This window comes from Plantactinospora sp. BB1, assembly GCF_003030385.1.
Taxonomy (GTDB): domain Bacteria; phylum Actinomycetota; class Actinomycetes; order Mycobacteriales; family Micromonosporaceae; genus Plantactinospora.
In genome coordinates, this window is record NZ_CP028159.1 from 630,911 (window position 1) to 655,682 (window position 24,772).

At 69.5% G+C, this 24,772-nt stretch carries 25 protein-coding genes and 1 pseudogene; 14 read left to right on the top strand and 12 right to left on the bottom strand.

The annotated features are described in order from the left end of the window. Window positions 1-157: 157 nt before the first annotated feature. The gene (locus tag C6W10_RS02685) at window positions 158-760 is read left to right on the top strand and encodes a PadR family transcriptional regulator (protein WP_159104432.1); all 603 of its coding nucleotides are present in this window, start codon (window positions 158-160) and stop codon (window positions 758-760) included. Next, on the top strand, window positions 757-3,234 hold the full coding sequence (locus C6W10_RS02690; protein WP_107256221.1) for an excinuclease ABC subunit A: 2,478 nt from the start codon (window positions 757-759) through the stop codon (window positions 3,232-3,234). Before C6W10_RS02685 ends, C6W10_RS02690 begins: the two co-directional genes overlap by 4 nt. A gap of 387 nt (window positions 3,235-3,621) precedes the next feature. Here the strand turns inward: C6W10_RS02690 and C6W10_RS02695 are convergent, their stop codons facing one another. From C6W10_RS02695 to C6W10_RS02705, 3 genes are all read right to left on the bottom strand, one after another. Continuing rightward, complete coding sequence (locus C6W10_RS02695; RefSeq protein ID WP_107256223.1) at window positions 3,622-4,161, bottom strand: alpha/beta hydrolase; 540 nt, start codon at window positions 4,159-4,161, stop codon at window positions 3,622-3,624. A 171-nt stretch (window positions 4,162-4,332) separates the two neighbouring features. Further along, entirely contained in the window at window positions 4,333-4,938 is a 606-nt protein-coding gene (locus C6W10_RS02700) for a hypothetical protein (protein ID WP_159104433.1), read from the bottom strand. 200 nt (window positions 4,939-5,138) lie between these two features. Beyond that, window positions 5,139-5,387, bottom strand: a complete 249-nt coding sequence (locus tag C6W10_RS02705) for a zinc-ribbon domain-containing protein (protein ID WP_107256227.1) — start codon at window positions 5,385-5,387, stop codon at window positions 5,139-5,141. Window positions 5,388-5,605: 218 nt separating this feature from the next. Here C6W10_RS02705 and C6W10_RS02710 point away from each other — a divergent pair, with 218 nt between their 5' ends. Next, window positions 5,606-6,139 (top strand): hypothetical protein, encoded by a 534-nt coding sequence (locus tag C6W10_RS02710; protein ID WP_369937746.1) that lies wholly within the window; start codon window positions 5,606-5,608, stop codon window positions 6,137-6,139. A gap of 138 nt (window positions 6,140-6,277) precedes the next feature. Here the strand turns inward: C6W10_RS02710 and C6W10_RS02715 are convergent, their stop codons facing one another. After that, on the bottom strand, window positions 6,278-6,643 hold the full coding sequence (locus tag C6W10_RS02715; RefSeq protein ID WP_234361586.1) for a hypothetical protein: 366 nt from the start codon (window positions 6,641-6,643) through the stop codon (window positions 6,278-6,280). 229 nt (window positions 6,644-6,872) lie between these two features. Between C6W10_RS02715 and C6W10_RS02720 the strand changes: the two genes are divergently transcribed. Next, a complete protein-coding gene (locus C6W10_RS02720) occupies window positions 6,873-7,469 on the top strand; it encodes a tetratricopeptide repeat protein (RefSeq protein ID WP_159104434.1) in 597 nt (198 codons plus the stop codon). Window positions 7,470-7,650: 181 nt separating this feature from the next. Here the strand turns inward: C6W10_RS02720 and C6W10_RS39430 are convergent, their stop codons facing one another. Beyond that, window positions 7,651-8,913, bottom strand: coding sequence for an RNA polymerase sigma factor (locus tag C6W10_RS39430; protein WP_107256233.1), 1,263 nt, complete (start codon window positions 8,911-8,913; stop codon window positions 7,651-7,653). Next, the gene (locus C6W10_RS02730; protein ID WP_107256235.1) at window positions 8,901-9,272 is read right to left on the bottom strand and encodes a YciI family protein; all 372 of its coding nucleotides are present in this window, start codon (window positions 9,270-9,272) and stop codon (window positions 8,901-8,903) included. Before C6W10_RS02730 ends, C6W10_RS39430 begins: the two co-directional genes overlap by 13 nt. Before the next feature lie 87 nt (window positions 9,273-9,359). Between C6W10_RS02730 and C6W10_RS02735 the strand changes: the two genes are divergently transcribed. The 4 genes from C6W10_RS02735 to C6W10_RS02750 all read left to right on the top strand — a co-directional run bounded on the left by C6W10_RS02735 (window position 9,360) and on the right by C6W10_RS02750 (window position 11,603). Then, entirely contained in the window at window positions 9,360-9,788 is a 429-nt protein-coding gene (locus tag C6W10_RS02735) for a nuclear transport factor 2 family protein (RefSeq protein WP_107256237.1), read from the top strand. Between the two features lie 339 nt (window positions 9,789-10,127). Beyond that, window positions 10,128-10,649 (top strand): hypothetical protein, encoded by a 522-nt coding sequence (locus tag C6W10_RS02740; protein ID WP_107256239.1) that lies wholly within the window; start codon window positions 10,128-10,130, stop codon window positions 10,647-10,649. Between the two features lie 40 nt (window positions 10,650-10,689). Beyond that, complete coding sequence (locus tag C6W10_RS02745; protein ID WP_107256241.1) at window positions 10,690-10,974, top strand: hypothetical protein; 285 nt, start codon at window positions 10,690-10,692, stop codon at window positions 10,972-10,974. A gap of 101 nt (window positions 10,975-11,075) precedes the next feature. After that, window positions 11,076-11,603, top strand: coding sequence for an HAD domain-containing protein (locus C6W10_RS02750; RefSeq protein ID WP_107256243.1), 528 nt, complete (start codon window positions 11,076-11,078; stop codon window positions 11,601-11,603). Window positions 11,604-11,670: 67 nt separating this feature from the next. Here C6W10_RS02750 and C6W10_RS02755 read toward each other — a convergent pair. The 3 genes and pseudogenes from C6W10_RS02755 to C6W10_RS02765 all read right to left on the bottom strand — a co-directional run bounded on the left by C6W10_RS02755 (window position 11,671) and on the right by C6W10_RS02765 (window position 13,904). Further along, window positions 11,671-12,069 (bottom strand): annotated as a pseudogene (locus C6W10_RS02755) (cyclic-phosphate processing receiver domain-containing protein). Between the two features lie 34 nt (window positions 12,070-12,103). Then, the gene (gene pyrE, locus C6W10_RS02760; RefSeq protein WP_107256245.1) at window positions 12,104-12,628 is read right to left on the bottom strand and encodes an orotate phosphoribosyltransferase; all 525 of its coding nucleotides are present in this window, start codon (window positions 12,626-12,628) and stop codon (window positions 12,104-12,106) included. A gap of 538 nt (window positions 12,629-13,166) precedes the next feature. Then, window positions 13,167-13,904, bottom strand: a complete 738-nt coding sequence (locus C6W10_RS02765) for a uridylate kinase (protein ID WP_234361587.1) — start codon at window positions 13,902-13,904, stop codon at window positions 13,167-13,169. Between the two features lie 68 nt (window positions 13,905-13,972). Here C6W10_RS02765 and C6W10_RS37105 point away from each other — a divergent pair, with 68 nt between their 5' ends. Then, a complete protein-coding gene (locus C6W10_RS37105) occupies window positions 13,973-14,128 on the top strand; it encodes a hypothetical protein (protein ID WP_159104435.1) in 156 nt (51 codons plus the stop codon). A gap of 108 nt (window positions 14,129-14,236) precedes the next feature. Here the strand turns inward: C6W10_RS37105 and C6W10_RS02770 are convergent, their stop codons facing one another. Beyond that, window positions 14,237-15,130, bottom strand: coding sequence for a hypothetical protein (locus C6W10_RS02770; RefSeq protein ID WP_107256247.1), 894 nt, complete (start codon window positions 15,128-15,130; stop codon window positions 14,237-14,239). A 468-nt stretch (window positions 15,131-15,598) separates the two neighbouring features. Between C6W10_RS02770 and C6W10_RS02775 the strand changes: the two genes are divergently transcribed. Beyond that, window positions 15,599-15,958, top strand: coding sequence for a hypothetical protein (locus tag C6W10_RS02775; protein WP_159104436.1), 360 nt, complete (start codon window positions 15,599-15,601; stop codon window positions 15,956-15,958). A gap of 159 nt (window positions 15,959-16,117) precedes the next feature. On the opposite strand, the gene C6W10_RS02780 is transcribed toward C6W10_RS02775, so the two are convergent. Next, window positions 16,118-17,566: an alkaline phosphatase PhoX gene (locus C6W10_RS02780; protein ID WP_199853843.1), complete on the bottom strand. Its 1,449-nt coding sequence runs from the start codon at window positions 17,564-17,566 to the stop codon at window positions 16,118-16,120. A 247-nt stretch (window positions 17,567-17,813) separates the two neighbouring features. Then, entirely contained in the window at window positions 17,814-18,953 is a 1,140-nt protein-coding gene (locus C6W10_RS02785; protein ID WP_107256253.1) for a substrate-binding domain-containing protein, read from the bottom strand. A gap of 438 nt (window positions 18,954-19,391) precedes the next feature. Here C6W10_RS02785 and C6W10_RS02790 point away from each other — a divergent pair, with 438 nt between their 5' ends. From C6W10_RS02790 to C6W10_RS02805, 4 genes are all read left to right on the top strand, one after another. Further along, entirely contained in the window at window positions 19,392-21,578 is a 2,187-nt protein-coding gene (locus C6W10_RS02790; protein ID WP_107256255.1) for a DUF2264 domain-containing protein, read from the top strand. Between the two features lie 10 nt (window positions 21,579-21,588). Further along, window positions 21,589-22,890 carry an ABC transporter substrate-binding protein gene (locus C6W10_RS02795; protein ID WP_107256257.1) on the top strand — a complete coding sequence of 434 codons (1,302 nt, stop codon included), beginning with the start codon at window positions 21,589-21,591 and terminating at the stop codon, window positions 22,888-22,890. Window positions 22,891-23,009: 119 nt separating this feature from the next. Next, window positions 23,010-23,873 carry a carbohydrate ABC transporter permease gene (locus C6W10_RS02800; protein ID WP_234361588.1) on the top strand — a complete coding sequence of 288 codons (864 nt, stop codon included), beginning with the start codon at window positions 23,010-23,012 and terminating at the stop codon, window positions 23,871-23,873. Window positions 23,874-23,878: 5 nt separating this feature from the next. Further along, the gene (locus C6W10_RS02805; protein ID WP_107256260.1) at window positions 23,879-24,769 is read left to right on the top strand and encodes a carbohydrate ABC transporter permease; all 891 of its coding nucleotides are present in this window, start codon (window positions 23,879-23,881) and stop codon (window positions 24,767-24,769) included. Window positions 24,770-24,772: the final 3 nt, after the last annotated feature.

Sequence of the window (24,772 nt, forward strand, 5' to 3'; positions counted from 1 at the left end):
AAGCCCCGCTCGTGCGCGCTCTCGGTCTCTGCGCGGCGGTCCCTCGTCCAGACGCGACGGAGACGTCGTCACCAGGAACGCGGATCGGGCTGATCGGTTCCGGCGAGTGGAGCGGTCAGGTCTGGCGCTAGCTAGATGGATTCGAGATACTAGAATCGTGAATCTATCCAGGCTCATGGTGTTGGGTCTGCTCGACAGTCAGGGCGCGTTGCACGGACACCAGATCAAGCTCATCGCCCGTGACACCGAGGTGGCGCAGTGGGGCGGCATCGGGATCGGCGCCCTGTACCGCGAGCTGCGGGTGCTGGGCGACGAGGGGCTGGTTCGGGCGGTGGCCGTCGAGCAGGTCGGACGACGCCCGGTGCGCACTGTCTACGAGATCACCGACGCCGGCCGGCGGGAGCTGCGCGGGCTGCGCGAGAGGGCTATCTGCGAGCTGCGGTTCGGGCCCGATCCGCTCGCCGTCGCGCTGCTCTTCGGCCGGGTGGGCGACCCGGCCGAGCTGGCCGGCTACCTGGCTCGGCGTCGGGAGGTGCTCGCCGCGACGATCGCCGACCTCGATGCCGAACGCGGCGAACACCTCGCGCAGGGTCGGATCGGCGCGCTGGACTCGGCGTTGTTCCTCCGCCAGGTGAGGCTGCTGGAGGCGGAGATGCGCTGGCTCGACGAGTTCGGCCCGATCCTCACCTCGAAGGAAGACCTGGATCCTCACCTCGAAGGAGGACCTGATCCTCACCTCGAAGGAGGAGCAGCGGGATGATCGGTGAGAGTTGGATCGAGGCTGTCGGCGTACGGACCCACAACCTGCGCGGCATCGATGTGCGGCTGCCGCACCACGCGATCGTCGCCGTCACGGGCGTCAGCGGCAGTGGGAAAAGTTCGCTGGTCCTCGACACGCTGCACGCCGAGGCCCGACTGCGGTACGTGGAGGGGTTCGACCCGTACGTGCGGAAGTTCCTCACCCCGCGCAACCGTCCCCAGGTCGACCGCATCCGTGGACTCACCGCCACGCTCGCGGTCGACCAGCGCAACGCCAACAGCAACCCGAACTCCACGCTCGGCACCCTGACCGGGCTGGAGGCGTACCTCGGTCTGGTTTTCGCCCGACTCGGGCCGCTGGCGTCGGGCAACGACTGGACCGGGCCGTTGCACCCGGCGCAGTTCGACCCGTACAGCCGGGAGGGGATCTGCCCGGGGTGCATCGGCACCCGCGAAATCGTCCGGGCCGAACCGGACCTCATCGTGTCCCGACCCGACCGTGCCCTCCTCGATGGCGGTTCGCCGTGGTTCGGCCAGGGGCGGTCGAGTGAGGAACTCGCGCTCCCCTCACTCGCCAAGCACCACGGCACCGAGCTGGAGCGGCCGTGGCGGGAGCAGCCGGAGGAGTTCCGGCGCGCTGTGCTCTACGGCACCGGCGGTGCGCAGATCGATGTCGTGTACACCGGCAGCAACCGGAGGAAGGGCACCGAGCTGACGTACCGGACCAGGCGCGCGCTCGACGGGGCCGTCGCGGAGATCGAGCGGGCGTACGCGGCGGCCGGCCCGGAGGCCAAGCCGATCTACCTGCCGTTCCTGGACCGGCGGGAGTGCCAGACGTGCGCCGGCACCGGCCTCGGCGAGATCGCGCGAACGGTGACCCTCGGCGGGAGGACCTTCCGGGACGTCACGGACGACCGGGTGTACGGGGTCCGGGAGTGGATCCGGGCGGTCGACACGGGACTCAACGAGGCCCAGCGCAGCGTCGGTCAGGTCCTGGTCCCCGAGCTGCACGATCGGCTCGACCTGCTGATCCGGCTCGGGCTGGGACACCTGGAACTCTCCCGAGGCGCGCCGACGCTCTCCGGCGGCGAGCTGCAACGAGCCCGGCTGTCGGCGCAGATCAGCACCGCCCTGACCGGCCTGACGTACGTCTTCGACGAGCCCGGGGCCGGGTTGCACCCGGTGGAGAAGGACCACCTCTTCCGGATCCTGGTCGAGCTGCGCGACGCCGGCAACACGGTCCTGCTCGTGGAGCACGACCCCGACCTGATCGCACGCGCCGACTGGATCGTCGACATCGGCCCCGGCGGCGGCCGCGACGGCGGGCAACTGATAGCCAGCGGCCCGCCGGCCGAGATCGCGCACCACCAGCGATCGGTGACCGGCCGGTACCTGCGGGAGCCGGACTACCGGCTACGCCGCACACAACGACCACCCGGCCACGGCGACAGCGATGGCGACGGCGATGGCGACGGCCACGGCCACGGATGGCTGGTGCTGCACGACGCCGTCGCGCACAACGTCTCGGCCAGCGAGGTCCGGATTCCGCTGCACCGGCTCACCTGCCTGACCGGGATCAGCGGCAGCGGCAAGAGCAGCCTGCTGCACCGGATCATCGCCGACTCCGTCGCCGCCGTACTCGCCGGAGAACCGCCGACCGCGGTCAGCAGCATCACGGGTCTCGACGCGCTGCGCTGGGTCACCGTCGCCGATCAGCGGCCAATCGGCCGCACCCCGCGATCCAACCCCGCGACATACACCAAGGCGTTCGACCTGATCCGACCACTCTTCGCCGGCACCGACGCGGCCCGCAGCGCCCGGCTCAGCGCCTCGGCATTCTCCTTCAACTCCCCCGGCGGCCGGTGCGAAACCTGCCAAGGACTCGGCCGGGTCAAGCTGGACATGCAGTTCCTCGGTGACACCTACCTCACCTGCCCGCAGTGCGACGGCCGCCGCTACGGCCCCGATGTTCTCGCCGTCCGCTACCGTGGTCTGGCCATCGACGAGGTGCTCACCACCACCGTGGCCGACGCCGCCACCCTCTTCGACGAACCGCCGCCGCTTGCCGCACTTCTCCAGGCCATGGTCGACGTCGGCCTCGGCTACCTCACGCTCGGCGAGAGCGGCACCGCCCTCTCCGGCGGCGAGGCCCAGCGGTTGAAGCTGAGCAGAGCGATCGTCCGTGGCGGCGGCGGACGCGATCCGGGCCTGGTCATCCTCGACGAGCCGGTCACCGGCCTCCACCCCGCCGACACCCAGCGGCTGGTCGGCGCCCTCGATCTCCTGCTGGACCGCGGGCACACGGTGGTCATCGCCGAGCACAACCCCCATGCTGCCGCCAGCGCCGACTGGATCATCGACCTCGGTCCCGGTGCCGGCGCCGCCGGCGGCCGGATCATCAACGAAGGCCCACCCGCACTGGTCGCGCGCGGCACGGGCCCCACCGCGCCACACCTACTGCGCCTCACCACATGATCCGCACCCACCGGGAAGAGCAGGCCGGACCCGAACAATCCCGCCGGGACTGCGGGCACGCTTCTGCCGCCGGCCGCGCACAACGCGCCGGAAATCGAGGTACGTCGGCGGCTCGGCGCGCCGCCGAACATGCGGGGTGGCGGCCGGCGGGCTGGGCCGACGAGCGCTCGCCCGACCGGACGTTCGGCGATCAGCAGACGCGGCCCGACAGTCAGCCCGCCGAAGCGGGCCCGCTCATCTCACGCGTTGACCGCTCCTCGACCCCGCGCAGTAGGTGTTCTCGGGATCTGTCGCCGGTACGGCAGAGGCGATCGATCTGCGGCGGCCGAATCAGTAAGGCTTTCTATCCTGGCCTCGGCAGCTGGGCAGTTGAGGGAGCGGTGCCGGCTACGAGAGCCGGGCCAGGAATTCTTCGATCGCGGTACCGACGTCGCCGAGGGCTTGCGCGTAGTTCCGTAGCGGTCCGGGTGGCCGCAAGCCGTGATCGCCGCCGATGATGGTGACGACCCTCTTGCCCGTTGCCGCGGCGATGTCAGGTAGCCAACTGGGGTCGCCGGTTCCTCCGACAAGAAGTGTGGGCGCGGGGTTTCGGCCGATCGCCTCGGCTATGAGCTCGATGTGCAGGAGCGGCGTCAGCCAGATCGCTGGGAGTTGCCGCTCGGCCGCGAGCATGGCGGCATAGGTACCGAGCGACTTCGCGATGATCACGGGCTGCGCGGCGGGTGCCGCGCTGGACAACCGGTGTAGTGCCGCAGAGACGTGCGCCCGAACGAATGGTTCCGGCCCGATGTCGAGCAGGCCGTCCGGAACGGTCCAGGTCACCGTCTCCACTGGTACGTCGCGGTCGGAGAGCCCCTCCCTGGCAAGGTCAAGCAGGGGTGCCTGCGCACCGTAGCCGAGTCCGGGGACGACCACTCCAGCTAGCATTCGATGACTGTAGCGACCGAAACCCAGCGCTCCACTGTCATGCCGTCTGGCGGGTGCCGGTGCTGACAGTGACTGCGGTATGACTATCTCCCGTTCCCGGTGCTGCCTCCCCCGATCGCGTTCCAGGGTCGCAACACGAACCGCTCTGCCTACCGTCCATGTGACAGAGCCTCAGTTCAGCAGGCGCTGGGCCCAGTAGACCTGCTGATCCGGTCCCACGCTGATCAGGGCGACCAGCAGGTCGCTGACCGCAGCGGGCGCGGCGGCGACGGCCCGCTCGGGTGGCGTTCCCGGACGCTGCGGGTGCAGCACGAAGACGAAGGTCACCGGTGACGCGTCGACCGACGACACCATGACGGCGCTGCCAGCGCTCACGAACCCGCCGTCGACCTTGCGCATACCGATGCCCTGTAGCCAGGGATAGCGCTCCTCGGCCCGGCCCAGGGCCTCGTCCGAGCCGGCGCCCACCTCGTCCGGCCGCGCCGACGTCACGGTGATGAAGCCAGGCATGCGGCGGGTACCCTTGTCCAGCACCACGATCCGGAACGAAGCGTCAACCTGAGGATCGGGCGGACGTTCCCAAGCCACCCGGCCGAGAAAGATCTGGTCGCCATCGCCGGCCCGCTCCGTGTTGCCCTGGCTGAACGCGGCGTCCGCGGTGGCCTGGTCGACCAGATTCAGCGTCGCGGTCGCGGCCAACACCTCCGGCCCGTACGGCGGCAGGCTGCGCCACCACCGCCAACCGGCCAGACCGCCTACCCCGACGAGCAGCACCACCACACCCATGATCAGACCTGCCCGCTGCCTCATGCCTGGCAGTACAGCACGCCATCACCACCATCGATCGGTGCGACGGCAGGGTCGCGCCGTCGCGGTGCAGCGACCTGCCGAGCACCCGGGACGGGAGCCGTCACGCTCCCTGGCCGACTCCCCCGTGCCTGGCGCTGGCTGACCGGGGTTGGCCGCCGCGCATCCGGTCAGTGCGACGCTCCGGCGAGCAACCGGCGCGCCTCGCCCGCTCCGATGTCGGTACGCGCGCCGCAGAGCGGGTTGGTGCAGTAGAGCACGTGCTTCGTCCGGACCCGGAACAGCGGCACGAAGAAGAGGCTGAACCGGGTGACCTCGCGCACCAGCAGCATGCTGCCGGACTGCCCGCAGACCCGGCAGGCCATCGGGACCAGCCCCAGCCGCTCCGACTTGGTGCGCAGACCGAAGATCAGAAACATGCGGTACCCCTGTTCGCCTGGATCGCGTCCCGTGCGGGTTCGCCGGGCTCTTCCACGGTGATACCCCGATGACAGCCGGCTCAGCCCTGGACGGCGGTCCAGGTGGCTCGGAGCCCGGAGCAACAGCGCCGACACACGGTAATGCCGATGAGCGTGCACCGAGCAGGCATACGTGCACCGTCAGCTACCGGTCGGGTGGCTGCTAGCCTCGCTGCCCTATGACACGACGATTCGGTGACCGAGCGACGTTCGCAGTGGAAGTAGGCGAGATGAAGTCGCCAGCGCTCCGCGTCGTTAACCTGTGGGCGGCCGACAAATGGCTGACCACTGACGATGACGTCACCTACGTCCCGTCTATCTCTTGGTACATGCGGTTGGATGCGCAGCGGGTGCGCCAACGCGACATCAGGCCTTGCCCCTTCCCGGGCCTTGCGCCGGAGGAGATTCTCCGGTTGCTACACGGGGACGAGACCGACTTCCGGGAGCAGTTCTGGTTCATGCGGTGGGGCCAGTCCGTCGACAACGTGTCGGCGTACGCCTACCTGGACGACGACCTGGTGATCATCTTCCGGTTCTGGCGTGCGAGGCATCCCTTCCCAGAGGACTTGGGCAAAGTCTTCGTCGCCAGGATCCCACCTGACGAGTTCGCGGCCATCGTCGAAGAAGCAGCCAATCTGCTGGACGCCGGCTCGTCGGCAGAAGATCCAACGAGCGGTCCTCGCCAAACCAGCGAACCCGAACAAGAACACTAGGGATATGTGGATCGAGGTGAAGGCATCAGGATCTACCGCAGAAATCGCGTTGCCGACACCACACTAGCCTCACTGGCCAGACCGTTGCGTCACGAAACTTCGCCGCGCGGTCGATCCGGACAACAAGCATCTGGTGTACTACCAGTCGCGCCACTCGTCGGTGAGTCCGCTGCCGTCGCGTCCCCGGCGAGCGGCCAGTGCGTCCACATCGACGCCCGCCGCCGTCATGACGACGTCGATGTACTCGCAGAGTTCCTCGCGGGTAATGGTGTCGATGTGGCCTCCGAGTTTTTCGTCGACACCGTTGAGGGCGAGCACGGCCCGTTCGACTGCGGCCCAGACGGCCGGGTCGGCTGGGGTGGTTCCAAGCTCGGCGACGTCTCGTTCATACGCCGCCAGGGCCGCGTCGACGCCAGCGACGAACTCCGTCGGCCATGCGGTCGCCGCATACGCCTCATTACGAGGCAGCGTCCCGGCGCCGACCGCCTCCTCCTGTTCGGCCACTTCGCGCCGCCATCGGTCGGTCAATCGCTCGGTGACAGACGACACAGTAGGTGAAGGGCCTACACCTACCGCGGCGCTCGTAGGGTGACCGTCGATGCTCGGCCGGTCGGTTCGTGGCGGTCAGGACGGGTTCTCCCAAGAGGAGCCAACTCGGCTCTGGGGCTTCCGGAGATCAACCAGCGTCGCGGGCACCACGCCTACGATGAGACGGTCGTCGAAGGAGGTGCGGGTGGGTTTGTTCTCGCGCAAGAGCAGAGCCATTCGCTCGGACGTCGAGCAGTCGCGGGCGACGTACCAGCGCGCTCTGGCGCTGTTCGATCAGAGGCGCTGGTCGGAGGCAGCCGACGGGTTCGCCGAGGCAGCCGGCGCCGATCCGGGCTCGTCGAGCTGCCGACTGTTCCTCGGGGTCTCGCTAACCAACGCCGGTCGGTGGGAGGAGGCACTCGAGCCGCTGCGCGCGTGCCTCGATCTGCGACCGGAGTACTTCGAGGCGCACAACGCACTCGGCATGGCCCTCGGCAAGCTCGGCCGCTTTGCGGAGGCCGACGAGCACATCGTGCACGCCGCGCGCCTCGGCCACCCGCAAGCGGCGATCACAATGCGGCGGCGGGGTATCGACTACTGCCGCGAGTGCCACCGGCCCGTGCACCGGACGGAGCCGGCGAGCGTTGACGTCAACGTGATCTCACCCAAGGTCGGCATGCAGTGCACGGCCTGCGACGAGGTGTTCTGCGTTCCTTGCCTGATCGGCGACGCCGACTCGGCGTTCAACGTGCCGTGCCTTCGATGCGGCGGCGAACTCACCCTGATGGAGCTGGACCGCTGAACCTAGCGGGCATAGCCGCAGCAGCCACTGTCGCGCCGACGTGCCGAGAACGTCAACGGCCGCGTGTATCGTCCAGACGAACCACCCGCCGGATCGCCCGGCACATGTTCCGGCATCCGCTTCTGCCGCAGACAACGCGCGGTTGATACGGCAGCCGCCGTTCGTGATCAATGAACTCATTTCAACGTGGCCAGGGCGGCGACACCTGACGCCGGCCAACGGCCCGGATGCCTCGGTCCGATGCCAGCTGCGCGGCCCGCGTCTCCAGATAGCGCTGCTCGGGCCGGCTCAGGGTGAGTCGCGCCGCCAGCCGGTAATGCTCCTGCGCCCCGGCCCGGTCGCCGGCCAGCTCCAGCAGGTGGGCCCGTACCGCCGCGGTCCGGTGGTGCCGAGCCATCAGCGGATCCTCGGCGATCTGGTCCAGAGCGGCGAGCCCGGCTTCCGGGCCGTCGACCATGGCACGCGCCACGATCCGGTTCAGTGTGACCATCGGGCTCGGGGCGAGTGCGTGCAGCATCCCGTACAGGGCGAGGATCTGCGGCCAGTCGGTGTCCTCGGCGCGCGCCGCGTCGTCGTGCACCGCCGCGATCGCAGCCTGCAGCTGGAACGGGCCGATCGGGGCCCGGGCCAGCGTGTGGGTGATGATCGCGACGCCTTCGGCGATCGCGTCCGCGTCCCAGCGGCGCCGGTCCTGCTCGGCGAGCGGGACCAGGGCGCCGTCCGGCCTGGTACGAGAGGGCCGGCGTGCGTCGGTGAGCAGCATCAACGCGAGCAGCCCGGCCACCTCCCCGTCGTCCGGCAGCCGCCGATGCAGCTGCCGGGTCAGCCGGATCGCCTCCCGGGTCAGCTCCACCCGGTTCAACGCGTCGCCGGAGCTGGCCGTGTAACCCTCGTTGAACGTCAGGTAGAGCACGTGGCGGACCGCAGTGAGACGCTCGCCGAGCTCGCCCGGCGCGGGCATCTCAAACTGGCTGCCGGTGTCGCGGATCCGCTGCTTGGCCCGGCTGATCCGCTGGCTTACGGTGGCCTCCGGCAACAGCAGCGCCCGGGCGATCTCCGCGGTGGTGAGCCCGCCGACCGCCCGCAGGGTGAGCGTGACCTGCGCCGGCACGCTCAGTGCGGGATGGCAGCAGAGCAGCAGCAACGCCAGCTCGTCGTCGCCGCGGACCTGCGGCACGGGCTCGAGCCGGACCGCCTCCTCGCGGCGGCGGCGGGCCGTCTCGTTGCGTAGCAGCTCCACCCGCCGGCGGCTCGCCACGGCGATCAGCCAGTTCCGCGGATGCTCCGGGATGCCGGACTGCTGCCACTGCCGGACGGCCGCGATCAGCGCCTCCTGCACCGCGTCCTCGCAGGCCTCGAAGTCGCCGTAGCGGCGCACGACGGCGGCCAGGACCTGCGGCGCGCAGTCGCGTAACAGGTCCGGCAGCCCGGTCACAGCTCCCATGTGCTCATATCGAGGATCGGGCGCACCTCGACCCGGGTGTACGCGGCGTCCGGCGCCTTTGCCGCCCAGGCGACCGCCTCGTCGAGATCCGCGACGTCGATCAGGTAAAAGCCGGCCAGGTGCTCCTTGACCTCGGCGTACGGGCCATCGGAGGTGATCGTCCTACCGTCGCGCACCGAGACCTGGGTGGCCAGGGCCGGGTCGCCCAGCCCTTCGCTGACCACCAGCACGCCGGCCTCGCGCATCTCCTCCGTCAGTCGCAGGTGACCGAGGCCGAAGTCGGTCCGCTGCTGATCGGTCAGAGTCTCCCAGACGGCCAGCGACTGCGGGTTCGACTGAATCAGGAGCAGGTATTTCATGGCTTCTCTCCTTTTCTCTCGTCTGGATGTCGAAACTGGCCGGCCCGGCTTCGACATCCCGGGCGAGAGAGAAAGGTAGGACCTGTCATGGACGAGATCCGGGAAGTCATCGAGGGCAAGGCCGCGCTGCTGCAAGAGGGTGACGCCAAGGCCATCCTGTCGTACTACACGCCCAGCTTTGTCGAGTACACCCTCGCCCCGCCGCTGCGCCAGCCCGGCGACGGCCGGAACCCGGCCGCGCTGGAGGCCTGGATAGCCACCTTCGAGGCGCCGCCTCGCCGCGAGGTCACCCAGTTGGAGATCACCACGGACGGCGACGTGGCGTTCGCGACCAGCCTCGACTGCCTGACCGCTGTGCCTCGCGGCTCGACCGAGAGCTTCAGCCTGTGGTTCCGAGTGACGCTGGGGCTGCGCCGCATCGACGGGCGCTGGCTGGTGACGCACGAGCACGAGTCGGTGCCGTTCGAGATGGACGGCTCGTTCCGCGCCTCGATCGGGCTGACCCCCACCAACTGAGGTCGACAGGGGCGCCGGGCCTGCCTCCGACATCCGTCGGCGGCAGGCCTCGGCCGGAGGCTGGCCTCAGGCTGCCTGGGCTTCGCCGCAGCGAGCGCTTCGCGTTATCTTCCTTCGATACCGGCCGCGAGCGTCCAGGTGTCGGCGTACGGGTTCCGGGTGCAGAGCCAGGTACGCCGGCACGCACAAGCAACCATCGACGTCGGCAGTGCCTACGGGTGGCCGACAGAGAAGGAATCGGCCGAGGCGTGCGGCTAACCAACTACCCGACGTAACGATGAAGGCGGTCCGGTGACGTGCGGATCTGCCGATGAGCGTGCGCACCGTATCGTGCCAGCCATGATCGAGGACCCTGCCCCGACGACCCGCAATCGACGCGGCACCGGTGCATTCGTACTTGCGTGCATCAGCCTGGTGCTGTCGCTGATCGCGTGCGGTGGGGTCGCGCTGACCGCCAGCACCAACGAAATCGATCTGTTCCAGTCGAGTCCGCAGGTCGCCAGCGCGGCTCAGGTGGAAGCCATCGCCCACGTGACCCTACCGCCCGGAACCGTGCTACTCACCGCCGCATACAGCAACGGCCTGGAAACCCTGCTTTCGGCGAAGTTTCGTATACCCCGGACTGAGCTCGATGCCTTCATCGCCGCGGCGAAGTTCGCTGTGGCTCCCGTACCTGGGCTTCGGGCAGTCGAGGCGAAACACAACGTCGGTGGCGGCAACCTGTGGGACCCCGAAACCGCCAAGACCGTCTCCGGCATCGCCGAGGAGCAACCAACCGCCGACGGTACATGCCGATCAGTCCTGTTCAACCTCGACGCATCGGACGCTGTCACCGTGTACCTGTATGCCTTCCGCGGCTGAGCCCTGCGGGCATCCTCTATTGTCGCGAACCGATCGCTCCGTGGGCGCATACGGCCAGATCCTGCCCGCATACGCCCTGCGCGATGTCACGGCCTCCGTCTATGCCGAGATCGCTCAATGGTCCGGCTGGCTAGAGCTGGACCGGGTGTTGTCGGAGGTGGAGTTCCAGCGGTTGCGCACCGAAATCGGCGGATGGGTGACGCAGGACCGCGCCTTGCCCGAGGTCATCGAGACGTTCGGGCCCCCGTCGCTGTGGATCGGCGGAATTGCCGCCTTCGGTCCAGGGCTACGTCACATCCACCTGACCGACGGCCGTCGGAATTAGCAGGCATCCTCGCATGCCGCCGTCGTGTGCTCCGGAGGATGTCACGGGTCGCTCGACCCAGTCGGCGTCCAGGGGACCATGGATCAGCGTACGGTTCGGGCATGCTTGCCGGCGTCCCGCGACCGTTGATCTTTGTCGACATCGACGGTGTGCTCATCCCGTTCCGACCCCGTCCAGCCGCCGGCGCCGACCACCGTTTGGGTAGCGGTGCGGGACACACTCCCGACCGTTCGGGCAATCCGCTACTGGATCGTCTCGACCCCGAGGATGGCCACCGCCTACTCGCGTTACCAGGGGACCTAGTCTGGGCGAGCACCTGGATGGCCGAGGCGAACGAGGTCGTCGCGCCCCGACTCGACCTTCCCGCTGCTCCCATCGTCGACTGGCCCGACGCCGACGAGGAACCACCACGCGGCGTGCACTGGAAGACCGCACCCTTGGCCCGGTGGGCGGCAGGACGACCGTTCGTCTGGCTCGATGACGAGACCACCGACGCCGACCGACGATGGGTGGCCGCGCACCACCCGCAGCCAGCGCTGCTGCACCGCGTCGACCCGCATCTGGGACTGACCGGTACCGACCTCACGGCAGTGCGCCAATGGCTCGATCAGCTGAACGAGACCCGTTGATCGACTGCGCACATCTGCCGCCGTCCGAGTGTGGCCGCCGCCGGGCGGCGCGTTCGAGCCGGTCAGCTCACACGGGCCCGTCGAGATAGCCGACGTCCGTGGAGCCCGACGCAACCTGGACGCGATACCCCCAGCGCCGTAGAGCCCGGGCGACCATTGCGGCGCCGGCCGGGTTGGCGGAGTGGACGTTGATGACGCCAACGTCGAAGGGGCGATTTTCGAACGCGGCCCGTTACAGAACCTCCACGACCGGCCAGATCGTGTCGTCCCCGCCCAGGTCGTGGTCCAGCCACAGCTCGTCCAAGCGCCGGTCCCGGTACCGATCGAGGAGTTCAACACCGACAGCGCTGGTACGGGCCACCTCGGCACAACGGCCATCCACGAACGAACGAAGGTCATCGACCAAGACAATCGATCGGCGGGCATCCACACGAAGATGATGCCCGGTACCGTCATGATCCGACATCCGGATTTGCCGCCGATCGGGCGGCGTCCAACTGCTACGCCTTCATGGAGGCCTCCAGTTCGTGGCGGGTGAGGGCGGCGCGGAGCTGTAGCGCTTCGGCGGCCAGGTTCTCGTGGCCGCCCTGCTCGCGGTCGAGGGCGCAGACAACCGTCTCGACCTGGGCGCCGATCGCCCGGAGTTGGCGGCACGACGCCAGTAGTGCCCCTCCGGTGGTCACGACGTCCTCGATCAGCACCACGCGCCGTCCATCCACTGGGCCGCCTTCGGCAATCTTGCCGGTGCCGTACTCCTTGGCCTGCTTGCGCACGAAGACGGTTGGCAACCCGGTCAGCTGGGACATCACGGTAGCGAGGGGGATCGCGCCCATCTCCAGCCCCGCCAACACGTCGCACTCGGGCAGCAGGACCACCATCGCCTCGGCCACCTCACGCAGAACCCCCGGCTCTCCCTCGAACAGGTACTTGTCGAAGTACTCCTCGCTGACCTGTCCCGATCGGAGACGGAAACGTCCGGTCAAATGGCAGGTGTCGTAGACACGGCGGGCGAGTGGGTAGGTCACAGGCTCAGCTTCTCACCCAGTCCGACTCGGGGAAGCATCCCTGCCGACTCGGGGAAGCAATCTTCGACCGTAGCTCTACCGATAAGCCCGAAGGCCTCGACTGCCGCAGAGCACACGCGGCGCCTGGGGTTGTTCGTCGGCACGGATGGCATCGACAAGCTGGACGCCGCACATCAGCCCAAGCCGGAGGTCGCCAGCGCCGCCCAGGTGGAAGCCGTCGCTCACGTGACCCTATCGCTCGACACCGCGCTCTTCACCGCGGCGTTCAGCACGGAGCGAGAAACCTACCTCCCGGCGAAGTTCCGCATGCACGCCCCGAACTCGACGCCTTCATCGCCGAGGAAAAACACGATGACTCCCGCGCCGGGGCTTCGGCAGTCGACGCCGGACGCAACGTTGGCGGCGGCAATCTGTGGGCGCCGAAACCGCCTGAACCCCGCACCACCATGCGCTACGACCGCGCCCGCAAGAACCTCGACCGGCTGTCGCCCTGATCTGCCTCCGCCTCTGCTTGTACGCCTGGACCTCGACGCACCGATCACGCTGGGTCGAGGCCAGCCCCGGTATGGCTTTCCTTGCGGACAAGCCGAATTGACTGTAGTCGGTGTGTCCGGGTCTCCCAGACCGGCTGCTGAGGCTCGTCGTTGTGCACGATGATGTCGACGTGATCGGTCGGGCGAACCGTAGCGAAGTACAACTGTTGGGCGGGGATGTAACGCTCGCGCCAGCGCCGCTCGACTTCGGCCCGCGATAACACCCGCCGCTCCCGGATCACGGCACGATCGACGGTCTTCTCTAGCGCGGTCGAGACGAAGATGCGCAGATCCCACCGATCGATCAGTTCCGGGCGCATGAGGAAGACGCCGTCGAAGACCAGTACGGCGTCGGCGGGGGCGGTCGTGACCGGCGGGGACAGCACAGCATCCGCTGTGCGGTCGTAGACCGCGGATTGGAAGCGCCGATCTCCGCCCGGACCGAGCGGATCGAGCAGAACCTGGTTCAGCGCCTCGTAGTCGTGGGTGTCGAGGTAGCAGCCTTCCGCCGAGTACTCGCCACGCGGGTAGCGCACTGCCCGGGGGAAGAGGAAATCGTCGATCGTCGCGCGGATGACGTGGCGGCCCAGTGTGCCCAGAACAACGGCCAGTTCGTCGGCGAGCGTGGTCTTGCCTGCGCCGGGCGGTCCGTCGACGGCAACCCGCGTCGGGTGCGCGACTGTGACGGCCCCGACCGCCTCGGCCAGACGGCCGAGCACCTCGTCGCGGGTGTCTTGGTCCATGTCCTGCCCCGTCCCAGTCCCGCGAAGGTTGCTCACGTCGACCCGACCTTACGCCCACCGGGCTCATCGTGGTCCGTAACCACACCCGGGCGAGCGGAACAGCCAAGACCAGCGATCCGGGTCTGCCGCTCTCGATTTTGATCACCACCATCGAGACCAACGAAGAGGTACAGAAGAGCATCTCCGTTGACGAGTTCGCGCGCCTGGCAAGGGACGAATGCTGAACTCCGGCACCGGGCTGCAACGCGGCCAACCCCTCCTGGCCATCTCAAGGACCGATCATTCCACCTGAGTGATCCGTCTTCGCTGCCGTCGGCGGGCGACAATCCAGATCAGCGGACACCCGGTGCTGGCCCGTCGACCGCAGGGCCACGCTCGGCCCTGTCGGACACCGTGAGAAGAACGACGACCAGGATCAGCAGCCCGGCAACGGCGCCGAAGTGGTTCTGCTGCGCCAGTACCCACGGCGGTTCCGGCGGCGGGAACTCCGGCGTCACCGCAAAGGAGAAGACCGCCTTCCACGACCCCCACGCGAACAGGAACCCGGAAGCCAGCCACGACAGCAGTAGGGGCGCCCGGCCGGTGTGGCGGGTCAGCGTCCACGCGCCCCACGCGGCGACCAACGCCCACACACCGCTGTTCAGGGTGAGCAGGTGCCACTGCCCGTCGCGGCTGTCGAGCGTCGCCCCGTTCAGGCCGATCGTCCCGCCGAACCCCCAGAACAGTTGCGGCAGGCCGAGGAGGACGCAGAGCGCCGCTGCCAAGCGGGCCAGGGTCACCCGTACGCCATGCCGCGCAGAAAGACTCCTGCCGGAGAACGCCTCCGGCCACCGCCGTAAGGCGTAGACCGGAGCGGCGATCGCCATACCGAGGGCGAACCCGGCGAACGACACCGCCAGCAGACCGACCTCCCAGGCAGTCATCGGTGCCTCCGTAGCGGTCTCGCCGGTGTTCGTGTTCACCAGCGCGAGAATCGGGATGAGCGGGATCATCGGCACCAGGAGGCCCATCCCGATCCAGCCCGGGAGCAGCATCAGCCAGGCTGGCACCCGCGCGCCCCATCGCTGCGCCAGCGCGAGGCCCAGCAGTATGGCCAGCCCCGACATCGCCACCGTCAGCCCGTTGACGGCCGCCCAATTCAGGTGGCTCCATGCACCCTCGTGCAGTCCGCCGCCGCGCAGCCCGTCGATCGTCCAGAAGATCTTCATGACGAAGTACGGCGCCATCGCGAACGCCGCGCCGTACGCTGCTATCCGCCCGACACTCGACCAGTAGCCCCCCGTTGTCGTGCCCGGGGCGTGGGCGACCCTCGACGCCGCGGATGACCGCGACCCTTCTGCTCCGCCGGTCACCGGCAGTGCCGGCCCGGCACCGTCAAGCCGTTCCTCTCTCCGCATGCCGCCCACGCTAGGTTCGGGCCCGCCAGCCGGCCTCCCCCGCGAACGGGAGCGGCCTCCCGCTCGGTGGTGACCCGCTGACCGGCCCGAACTTGACCAGCTGCGGTCGTTTCGGCGGTAGACGAGCAGCCGGTCGGCGCAGCTCGGTTCCGGCTACGCCGCAGGTCTCGGAAGTGAGGTCGGCGGGCAGGCCAGCACACCGCCGACGCGACTGCCTGCTCCGCCGTTGCGTTTCGTCGGGAGACTGTCGCATGTAGCCCGGGGTCATCCGGGCGTTCGAGGCGGGAGGCGACACGGGTGCAGCTCTGGATATTCGTCGCGCCGGGCGAGACGTCCGACATAGTCGAGCTTGCCGAGGAAACCATGGCGCTGGGCGACCGGTTGCTGGAGCGCGCCGCCGACGGTGTCGCCTCGGTGCGCCACGGTGACGTACCGGCCGGTGGGGGGCCCGTGGACGCGTTCGCCATGGGCGCGCTGCTGGTCGACCTGGTCCCGGCGGCGCTGCCTGTCGTGATCGGGCTGCTGCGGGAGTGGCTGGTCGGCCGGCCGGTGCCCTCCGTCCGGGCCGTGATCGACGGTGATGTCCTGAAGGTGGGCCGGGCGTCGCGCGAGCAGCAACGCCGGACGGAGGCGTTCCTACGGCGCCACGGTGGCTGAGGACGCCCCGCCGCACAGGCCCTTCGCCCGGGTGACCGGAGCCGGCCGGCCACCCGCCAGCGCCGTCCATGGCCGAGCCCGCGTCTCACCGTGGATCGAAGGCGTGACGCGAGTGGGGTCAGGCTGACGGCCTGACCCCACCGATCGGTTCGGCTCCGGTCAGCCGAGGTACCTCTCCCACGGGCCGGTGATGGCCAGGGTCAGGCCGGGATCCTGCATGTTGACGAAGAGCACCTTCCCGTCGGCGGTGAAGGTCGGCCCGCAGAACTCCGAGTCGTTGAGTTGGTTGCGGGCGATCGCGTACGTCGGGCCGCCCGGGATCGCGCTGAGCACGTGGGAGGCGCCCGAGCCGTCCTCGGCGAGCACGAGGCTTCCCCACGGGGTGACGGTCACGTTGTCCGGCCCGTCGAAGGTGAGGCCGTCGTACCTGACCGGCGTTCCCTCCTCCGACGCGGTCTGGTGTGGGAAGTACGTCACCAGCTGGATCGTCTGGGCCCGGTAGTCGTAGAACCAGACCATGCCGTCGTGCGGCGCGGCGTCCGCCGGGAGGTCACCGTCCTCCCAGGCGTAGGAGTTGACCACGTACACACCCTCGTCGGTGCCCCACACGCCCTCGAACTTGCGTCCCCGGGTGACCTGGCCGTCGGTGAACTGCTCGCGTACCGGCGTGGTCCGGGCGTCGCGCTCGGGCACCTCGATCCAGCGTACGGGGAAGGGGCGGCCGAGCTGGGCGGAGGTCAGGTAGGCGACGTCCGGCAGCACCGAGCCGTCGTCCATGATGATCTGCATCGCGGCGAGTACGCCTGCGTCCGGGGCGAGCCGGGTGAGCACACCGGGACCGAGCTTGACGCCGCGCGGGGCGGTCCAGCGGTAGAAGAGGCCGTTGGGCCCGTCGGCGTCCTCGGAGAGGTAGATCCTGGTCCGGTCCTTGTCGATCGCCAGGGCCTCGTGGGCGTACCGGCCGAGGCACCTGATCGGCCGTGGGTCCGCGCTGCCGTCGGCCCGGACCTCGAAGACGTACCCGTGGTCCTTCTGGAATGTGCCGGACCGGCCGCCCTCCTCCCAGGCGTCCCCGGCGCGGTCCTCGGTCTCCTCGCAGGTCAGCCAGGTATCCCACGGGGTGGGCCCGCCCGCGCAGTTGGCGACGGTCCCGGAGAGTGCGACGAATTCGCCGAGGTTGCGGCCCGAGCGGTCGGTCCTGATCACGGTGCAACCACCGGCGTCGACGGCGCCGGGATCGTAGACAGTGCCCTTGACGTGCGGTACGCCGAACTCGGCGCCCGGATCGATCTCGTGGTTCTGGATCAGGGTGTAGCGGCCCCGGCCGGCGTCGTAGACGGCCATGCCGTCGTGGTCGGCCGGGGTGAGTCCCTGGCCGCCGTCGAGCCGGGTGACACCGGTCCGGGTGACCACGGCGTAGCTGAAGCCCTCGGGCAGGGCCAGGATTCCGTCGGGATCGTCCACGATCGGCGGGAAGGGCACGTGACCGGCCCCGACCGGCGGGCGGGGCCGGCTCGGGTGAGCCTGGGCCAGGGACGGCAGGCCACCGGCGACGGCAAGGCCGACGCCGACGCCGCCAGCGAGGAAGGTACGACGAGAGGGACGCACGTGGGTTGGCTCCTGTTCAAGACAAGTACGACGACTTGCCAACCAACTCCTGCGGACCGACGGCGACGCGTCATCCATACGATGGATCGATGACATCGCGGTGAAGGATCAGGGTTCTTCACGCATCGCCCAGGCGACGACGTATCACCCAGCGACCGCGCGGCCGGGTCGATTCAGGCACCCGACTCTCGCCCGCGGCGCGACGCGGTGGCCGCTTCGTGCCGGGCCGGTGGCTCGGGCGTCAGCGTCAGCCTCCGCGCGGTGCGGCGGTGGACTCCCGGACGCGCAGGGACGGGCTGATCACGACCCGGTGGGTGGGGCGGGCGGGATCCGCGAGGCGGTCGGCGACCAGCCGTACGGCGGCACGGCCGATCGAGCGGCGCGGCGGCCGCACCGCGGTCAGCGGCGGGCTGAAGAGGCCGGCGACCTCGTCGTCGTACGCGACGATCGAGAGGTCGCCGGGCACCGACAGCTGTCGCTCCTCGCAGTGCTGCACGAGGGCGATCGCCTCCGCGTCGGCGTGCACCAGCAGCGCGGTCGTGCCGGTCGCCAGGCAGCGGTCGAGGACCTCGTGGAGCAGGGCGTCCCGCTCCGGCGAGCGCGAGTCGGGCAGCACGACCTCGACGGTCGACGCCGGGTCCAGCCCGCACTCGTGCACGGCCTCCAGCCATCCCCGGCGTACGTGCGGGCGGGTGGGGCTGTCGGCGTCCAGCACCACGCCGATCCTGCGGTGGCCGAGGGAGGCGAGATGCCGCACCGCCATGGCGGCACCCAGCGCGTGGTCGGTGACCACCGACTCCATCACCGCATGGTGGGCGCCGACCGTGGCCGTACGCTCCAGCAGCACGGCCGGGACGCCCTCGTGGGCCAGCCAGTCGATGGTCCGCTCCGCGGTCGAGGTGTCCATCCTCGGCGCGATGACCAGCCCGTCGACGCCCATCCGGTCAACGAGACGTTCGAGCTGGGGTTTGTCGTCGTCGGTGTCGTACGAGGAACCGCGCAGCACCAGCCGCATGTCGAGCTCCCGGGCGGCCTCCTCGGCACCCCGGGCCACGTCGGGCCAGTAGTAGTCCAGCGACGGCACGAGCATGCCGAGGGTACGTCCACCGAGGGAGTTCCGGCCGACGGGCGGTGCCTCCTCCGACACCGGGGCCTCGTCCGGCGTGATGAGTGCGACCCCACCGTGTACCCGCCGTACCAGCCCCTCGGCGGCGAGTTGGGCGATGTCGCGCCGGATGGTGATGGCGGCGGCGCCGAGCGCCTCGGAGAGGTCGGAGATCCGCATGGCTCCGTCGCGTTGCAGCGCAGCCAGCAGCTGCTGACGGCGGGCGACCTGTAGGGGCGCCCGGTTCTCCACGGGGCTGGTGCCACTGCCGTCCAGGGTCATCTGTTACCTCCAGGGAACACGTCATACCACCGCACGGCCGGCGAGGCGGTCTCCGGACCATGGTTCCTCGGATGGACAGGACGGTCATGAACGGTTCTGATCGTATCAGAGCGATTATGACACCACGGCTGGCGTCGAGTCTGATCACCCAGCCAGCCCCGGGGCCCAACGGAGTCCGCGCGGACGACGGGTCGACGCGCTCCGTCCCTGCTGAGGAGAGGCTCCACCAGCCGCGACGGCTGAGCCGGCCCAGCAAAGGCGCACAACCTCCGTGCGCTCTTGTGTTCGTTAATGTTCATCTCGGTTTGATAACGTCATTGACTTGCTCGGTTGTGAGCGTTTTACTTCGGAAACCCGGCCGTTGCCTGTACGTCACATCTGCGGTCGACGCCCAGTCGCCACTTGCCACGGAGGCGGATCGATGCGACAGGACCCCGGATGATCCCCGACAGCACCGACCAGACGGCAGCGCGGCGGCGCCCGGCCGCCGGGACGACAGCGAGCTGGGGCCGCGACGACTGGCTGGCCCTCGCCGACCGGATGCTCGCCGCCGCCCGGCCGTTCACCTCCGCCAATCAGGCTCTCGTCAGCTTTCCCGGCCCGGAGGGCGGTTACGGCCGGGCCGTCGACGGCCTGGAGGGCTTCGCCCGTACGTTCCTGCTGGCTGGTTTCCGCATCGCCGGTGCCCGGGGAGCAGGCGTCGACGACCTCGTCGACCGGTACTCGACGGGCATCGCCGCCGGCACCGATCCGGCCTCGCCGGAGCGCTGGGTACGGCTGGACGAGCACCCGCAGGCGAAGGTGGAAGCCGCCTCCATCGCGCTGATCCTGGACATGACCCGCCCGTGGATCTGGGACCGGCTGCCGTGCACGGTGCGGGAGCGGGTGGTGGACTACCTGGCCCCGGCGGTCGGCGACCACACCTACCCGCGGATCAACTGGGTCTGGTTCCGGCTGGTCGTGCAGACGTTCCTGCGCTCGGTGGGCGGGCCGCACGCGCTCGACGAGATGGCCGAGGACCTGGCCACCCACGACAGCTTCGCCCGCGCCGACGGCTGGATGTCCGACGGGCCGGAGCGCGCCTACGACCACTACGTGGGGTGGGCCCTGCACCTGTATCCGACGCTGTGGGCCCGGATGGCCGGCGCGGCGGACCTGGCCGCCGAGCGCCGCGAGCGGGATGTCGCCGGCCTCGACCGGTGCCTGCGGGACGCGGTCGCCCTGGTGGGCGCCGACGGGTCGCCACTGATCCAGGGGCGCAGCCTGATCTACCGGTTCGCCGCCGCAGCGCCGTTCTGGGTCGGCACGATCGCCGGGGTACCCTCGGTCAGCCTCGGCAGGTTGCGCCGCGCCGCCACCGGCATCGTGCGGCACTTCGTCGACCACGGCGTCCCGGCCGACCGGGGCCTGCTCACCCTCGGCTGGCACCGGCCGTGGCCGAGGCTGGCCCAGTCGTACTCCGGCCCCGGCTCGCCGTACTGGGCCAGCAAGGGGCTGCTCGGCATCGCGCTGCCGGCCGACCATCCGGTGTGGACGGAGCCCGAGCGGCCGCTCCCGGTCGAGGAGCACGACACGGTACGCACCATCCGCGCACCGGGCTGGCTGGTCTCGGCGACCCGCGCCGACGGGATCGTCCGGGTGGTCAACCACGGCACCGACCACGCGCTGGACGGCGCCACGGTCGGCGACTCCCCGCTCTACGCCCGGCTCGGTTACTCCACCGCGACCAGCCCGGTCCTCGCCGAGAGCGGCTGGGTCGATCCGCTCGACCAGTCCGTCGCCCTCGTCGACGGCGCGGGCCGGGCCACCCACCGCGCCGGCATGCGCCTACTGACCCTGCGACTCCACCCAGACGGCGACGACGCCGGCAACGACAACGCCGGCAACGGTGGCGACGGCAACGGCAACGGCGGCAACGGCGATGGCAACGGTGGCGGCGTCGGCGTGGCCGGGTCGCGTGCGCTCGCCCACTGGGTCGACCCGGAGCCGGGCCAGCGCGACCACGGCGGCGGGCGTACGGGCCGGTTCCGTCCGGCCGGGCAGCTCACCGTGTACTCGCTGGTCCGCGGCCCCTGGGAGCTACGCCTGACCCGCGTCGACGGCCTCGCCGACGGCGTCGAGGCGGCTGCGCTGCGGCTGCGGATCGGCGGCTGGGCCGTTGCCGGTGCTCCGACCGCCGACTGCGGCGGCGGGGTGGCGACCGTGACCGGCGCCGGCCTGACCAGCCGGTTGGCGGCGCTCCGTGGCGCCGGAACGGCCGGCGCCACCGCCGTCCCGGAGGCCGGCGCCACCACCGTCCCGGACGGTGGGCCGCTGGCCGGCGGACTGGTCGTGCCCTGGCTGGACCATCCCGTCCGGCCCGGCGAATGGATCGCCACCCTCGTCGAGCTGTCCGGGGAATCGGCGGCCACCGCTTTCGACCGGCCGTGTCGGGCCGCGCTGGACGAGGACGCCGACGGCCTGCACGTGCTGGTCGACTGGCCGGACGGCGCCGGCACGGAGATCCGGCTGGACACGGGGCAGCGCGGACACCCGCCCGGCGACCGGCCCGGACCCGGGGCAGTGGCCAGGTCCGCCGTCAGGCGACCTGCTAGCAGTGCGGGCCCGCTCGGGCCCCTGACCTAAGGAGAAAGGGATGAAGCGCGCGATACCGGCCGTCATCGGCGCCGCCACGGCGCTGACCCTCGTCCTCGCCGGTTGCGGCGGCGAGGACGAGCCAGCCGACCCCAACGCCCCGGTGACGATCAGCCTTGCCGGGTGGAGCCTCTCCTCCACGCCGGAGTTCAAGACCCTCGCCAACGGATTCATGGCGACGCACCCCAACGTGACGGTGGAACTCAAAGAGTACGACGCCGCCAACTACGACACCCAGATGACCGCCGACCTCGCCGCGGGCACCGCGCCCGACGTCTACGTGCTGAAGAATCTCAAGAACTTCTACACGTACCAGAGCGGCGGGCAACTGCTCGACGTCTCCGACACCGCCAAGGACCTCGGCTCGGTGCCGGCGCTGGCGCCGTACCAGGTGGACGGCAAGGCGTACGCCGTGCCGTACCGGCAGGACTCGTGGGTGCTGTTCTACAACAAGGAACTGTTCGGCAAGGCGAAGGTCGCCCCGCCGGACGGCAGCTGGACCTGGGACGACTACACCGCCGCCGCCAAGCAGCTGACCACCGGGCTGAGGGCCGCCGGCTCGAAGGCGACCGGCGCCTACCAGCACATCTTCCAGTCGACCGTGCAGGGCTTCGCGCTCGCCCAGACCCCGAACGCGGACCTGCTCTCCGGCGACTTCGGCTACCTGAGGCCGTACTACGAGCGGTCGCTGGAGCTACAGGCCGTCGGCGCGCAGCCGACGTTCGGCACCGCGAAGACCAACAAGCTCACCTACCAGGCCCAGTTCGGCAAGCAGCAGGCCGCGATGATGCCGATGGGTACCTGGTACGTGGCCGCCCTGCTCAACCAGCGCAAGAGCGGCGACGCCGACAGGTTCGAGTGGGGCATCGCCCCGGCGCCACAGTTCGACACATCCACCACCGGCACCGCCGCCACGCCGGTCACCTTCGGCGACCCGACCGGGATGGGCATCAATCCGAGGATCGGCAAGTCGAAGGTCGCCGCCGCCAAGGCGTTCCTCGGGTACGTCGCCGGTCAGGACGCCGGCAAGGCACTGGCCGGGATCGGCATCACCCCGGCCCAGGTCACCGATGCCGTCACCGCCGCACTGTTCGGGCTGGACGGGGTTCCGCAGGACGACCTGTCGAAGTTCGCGTACGCCACGCACACCATCAAGCCGGAGAACCCGGTGTCGAAGCACACCGCCGGCGTGCAGAACGTCCTCGACGAGACGCACTCGGTGATCCTCTCCAACAGCAAGGGCGTGGAGGCGGCGCTGAACGAGGCGCAGAACCGCGCCAAGAACGAGGTCATCAAGCAGTGACCCCCGTGGCGGGTCCGGCGCGTGCCGTGCCACACGCCGGATCCGCCTCCGAGCCGAACGCTTCCCGGAGAGTCTCAATGGCAACGATGCCGCAGACGCGGCCCAGACGCAGGGGATCGGTGTGGCGTAACACGCTCGCCGGCTGGTCGTTCATCCTGCCGAACTTCGCCGGCTTCGCCCTGCTCACCCTCGTACCCGTCGTGGTGCTGTTCTATCTGGCCTTCACGAACTGGAACGTCTTCGGGGTGGCCGAGTGGACCGGTACCGCCAACTTCCGGCGGATGTGGGGCGACGCGAGCTTCTGGACCGCGCTGCGCAACACCGCCTACTACACGGTGTTCCACATCCCGCTCACCATGGCGGCATCGCTCGGACTGGCGCTGCTGCTCAACCGCAAGCTGCGTGGCGTGCGGTTCTTCCGTACCGTCGCCTTTCTCCCCTACATCACCTCGATCGTCGCGATCGCGGTGGTCTGGAACCAGCTCTTCAGCCCCGAGTACGGCCCGGTCAACGCCTTCCTGGGCGCCGTCGGGATCGGTCACCCGCCGGGCTGGACCACCTCGGCCGACTGGTCGATGCCGGCGGTCATCATCGTCGGCACCTGGCGCTACATGGGCTACTACATGCTGCTCTTCCTGGCCGGCCTTCAGACCATCCCGACCCAGCTCTACGAGGCCGCCCAGCTCGACGGCGCCACACCCTGGCAGCGGTTCGTCAACGTGACCATCCCAGGGCTGCGCCACACCACCTTCTTCGTCACCGTGATGCTCACCATCGAAAGCTTCAAGGTCTTCGACCTCATCCTCGTGATGACCGACGGCGGCCCCGGACAGTCCACACTGGTGCTTTCGCAGTACATCTACCAGAAGGGCTTCGAGGAGAACCAGTTCGGCTACGCCTCGGCGGTCTCCATCGTGCTGTTCGCGATCTGCTTCGGCATCACGGTCATCCAGTTCATGGTCAACAAGCGGAGGAACAGTTGACGACCGTGACCGACCTCCCCGCGCCCGCCCCGGCCGTCACCGTACCCGTCGGCGGCAGGCCCACCCGCCGACGCGTCCCGGCACGTCGCTGGCGGATCGCCGGGTACGCCGCCCTCGCGCTCGCGGCGGGCGGCCTGCTGCTGCCGTTCTACTGGATGGTGGTCGCCTCGCTGAAGACCAACAACGACGTGTTCACCATCCCGATCCAGTGGCTTCCCGATCCGGTGGTCTGGCACAACTACCTCGACATCTGGCAGCGCTCGGACGTGACGACGTGGCTGAGGAACACCCTGCTGCTCTCGGTCGTCGTCACCTTCCTACAGGTCTTCACCGGCAGCTTCGCCGCCTACGGCTTCGCCCGGATCCGCTTCCCCGGCCGCAACCTGCTCTTCCTCGCCTATCTCGGCACCTTCGCCGTGCCCTGGCAGTCCTACATGATTCCGCAGTTCATCCTGATGTCGAAACTCCAGCTGTCGAACACGCTGTGGTCGATCGTCGCGCTCCAGGCGTTCGGCGCGTTCGGTGTGTTCCTGATGAAGCAGTACTACGAGACGATCCCGGAGGAGTTGAGCGAGTCGGCCCGGGTCGACGGGCTGACGGAGTTCGGCATCTACCGGCGGATCATGCTGCCGCTGTCCCGGCCGGCGCTGGCCAGCCTGACCCTGCTCACCTTCGTCACCACCTGGAACGACTATCTCGGCCCGCTGATCTACCTGCGCAGTCCCGAGTTGCGCACCATCCAACTTGGACTGCGCACCTTCATCGACGAGTACAACGCGGAGTACGCGCTGATCATGACGGGTTCGGTGCTCTCCGTACTCCCCGTCGCGGTCATCTTCCTGCTCGGCCAGCGGTACTTCGTCGAGGGCATCGCCACCACCGGACTGAAGGGCTGAGCG

What these genes read in the sequence shown, in the direction of transcription:
- C6W10_RS02690 (WP_107256221.1), top strand. Translation starts at nt 757, where the DNA reads ATGATCGGTGAGAGTTGGATCGAGGCTGTCGGCGTACGGACCCACAAC.
- C6W10_RS02695 (WP_107256223.1), bottom strand. Translation starts at nt 4,161, where the DNA reads ATGCTAGCTGGAGTGGTCGTCCCCGGACTCGGCTACGGTGCGCAGGCA.
- C6W10_RS02705 (WP_107256227.1), bottom strand. Translation starts at nt 5,387, where the DNA reads ATGTTTCTGATCTTCGGTCTGCGCACCAAGTCGGAGCGGCTGGGGCTG.
- C6W10_RS02710 (WP_369937746.1), top strand. Translation starts at nt 5,606, where the DNA reads ATGACACGACGATTCGGTGACCGAGCGACGTTCGCAGTGGAAGTAGGC.
- C6W10_RS39430 (WP_107256233.1), bottom strand. Translation starts at nt 8,913, where the DNA reads ATGGGAGCTGTGACCGGGCTGCCGGACCTGTTACGCGACTGCGCGCCG.
- C6W10_RS02730 (WP_107256235.1), bottom strand. Translation starts at nt 9,272, where the DNA reads ATGAAATACCTGCTCCTGATTCAGTCGAACCCGCAGTCGCTGGCCGTC.
- C6W10_RS02735 (WP_107256237.1), top strand. Translation starts at nt 9,360, where the DNA reads ATGGACGAGATCCGGGAAGTCATCGAGGGCAAGGCCGCGCTGCTGCAA.
- C6W10_RS02740 (WP_107256239.1), top strand. Translation starts at nt 10,128, where the DNA reads ATGATCGAGGACCCTGCCCCGACGACCCGCAATCGACGCGGCACCGGT.
- C6W10_RS02750 (WP_107256243.1), top strand. Translation starts at nt 11,076, where the DNA reads ATGCTTGCCGGCGTCCCGCGACCGTTGATCTTTGTCGACATCGACGGT.
- C6W10_RS02765 (WP_234361587.1), bottom strand. Translation starts at nt 13,904, where the DNA reads ATGGACCAAGACACCCGCGACGAGGTGCTCGGCCGTCTGGCCGAGGCG.
- C6W10_RS02770 (WP_107256247.1), bottom strand. Translation starts at nt 15,130, where the DNA reads ATGGCGCCGTACTTCGTCATGAAGATCTTCTGGACGATCGACGGGCTG.
- C6W10_RS02785 (WP_107256253.1), bottom strand. Translation starts at nt 18,953, where the DNA reads ATGACCCTGGACGGCAGTGGCACCAGCCCCGTGGAGAACCGGGCGCCC.
- C6W10_RS02790 (WP_107256255.1), top strand. Translation starts at nt 19,392, where the DNA reads ATGATCCCCGACAGCACCGACCAGACGGCAGCGCGGCGGCGCCCGGCC.
- C6W10_RS02795 (WP_107256257.1), top strand. Translation starts at nt 21,589, where the DNA reads ATGAAGCGCGCGATACCGGCCGTCATCGGCGCCGCCACGGCGCTGACC.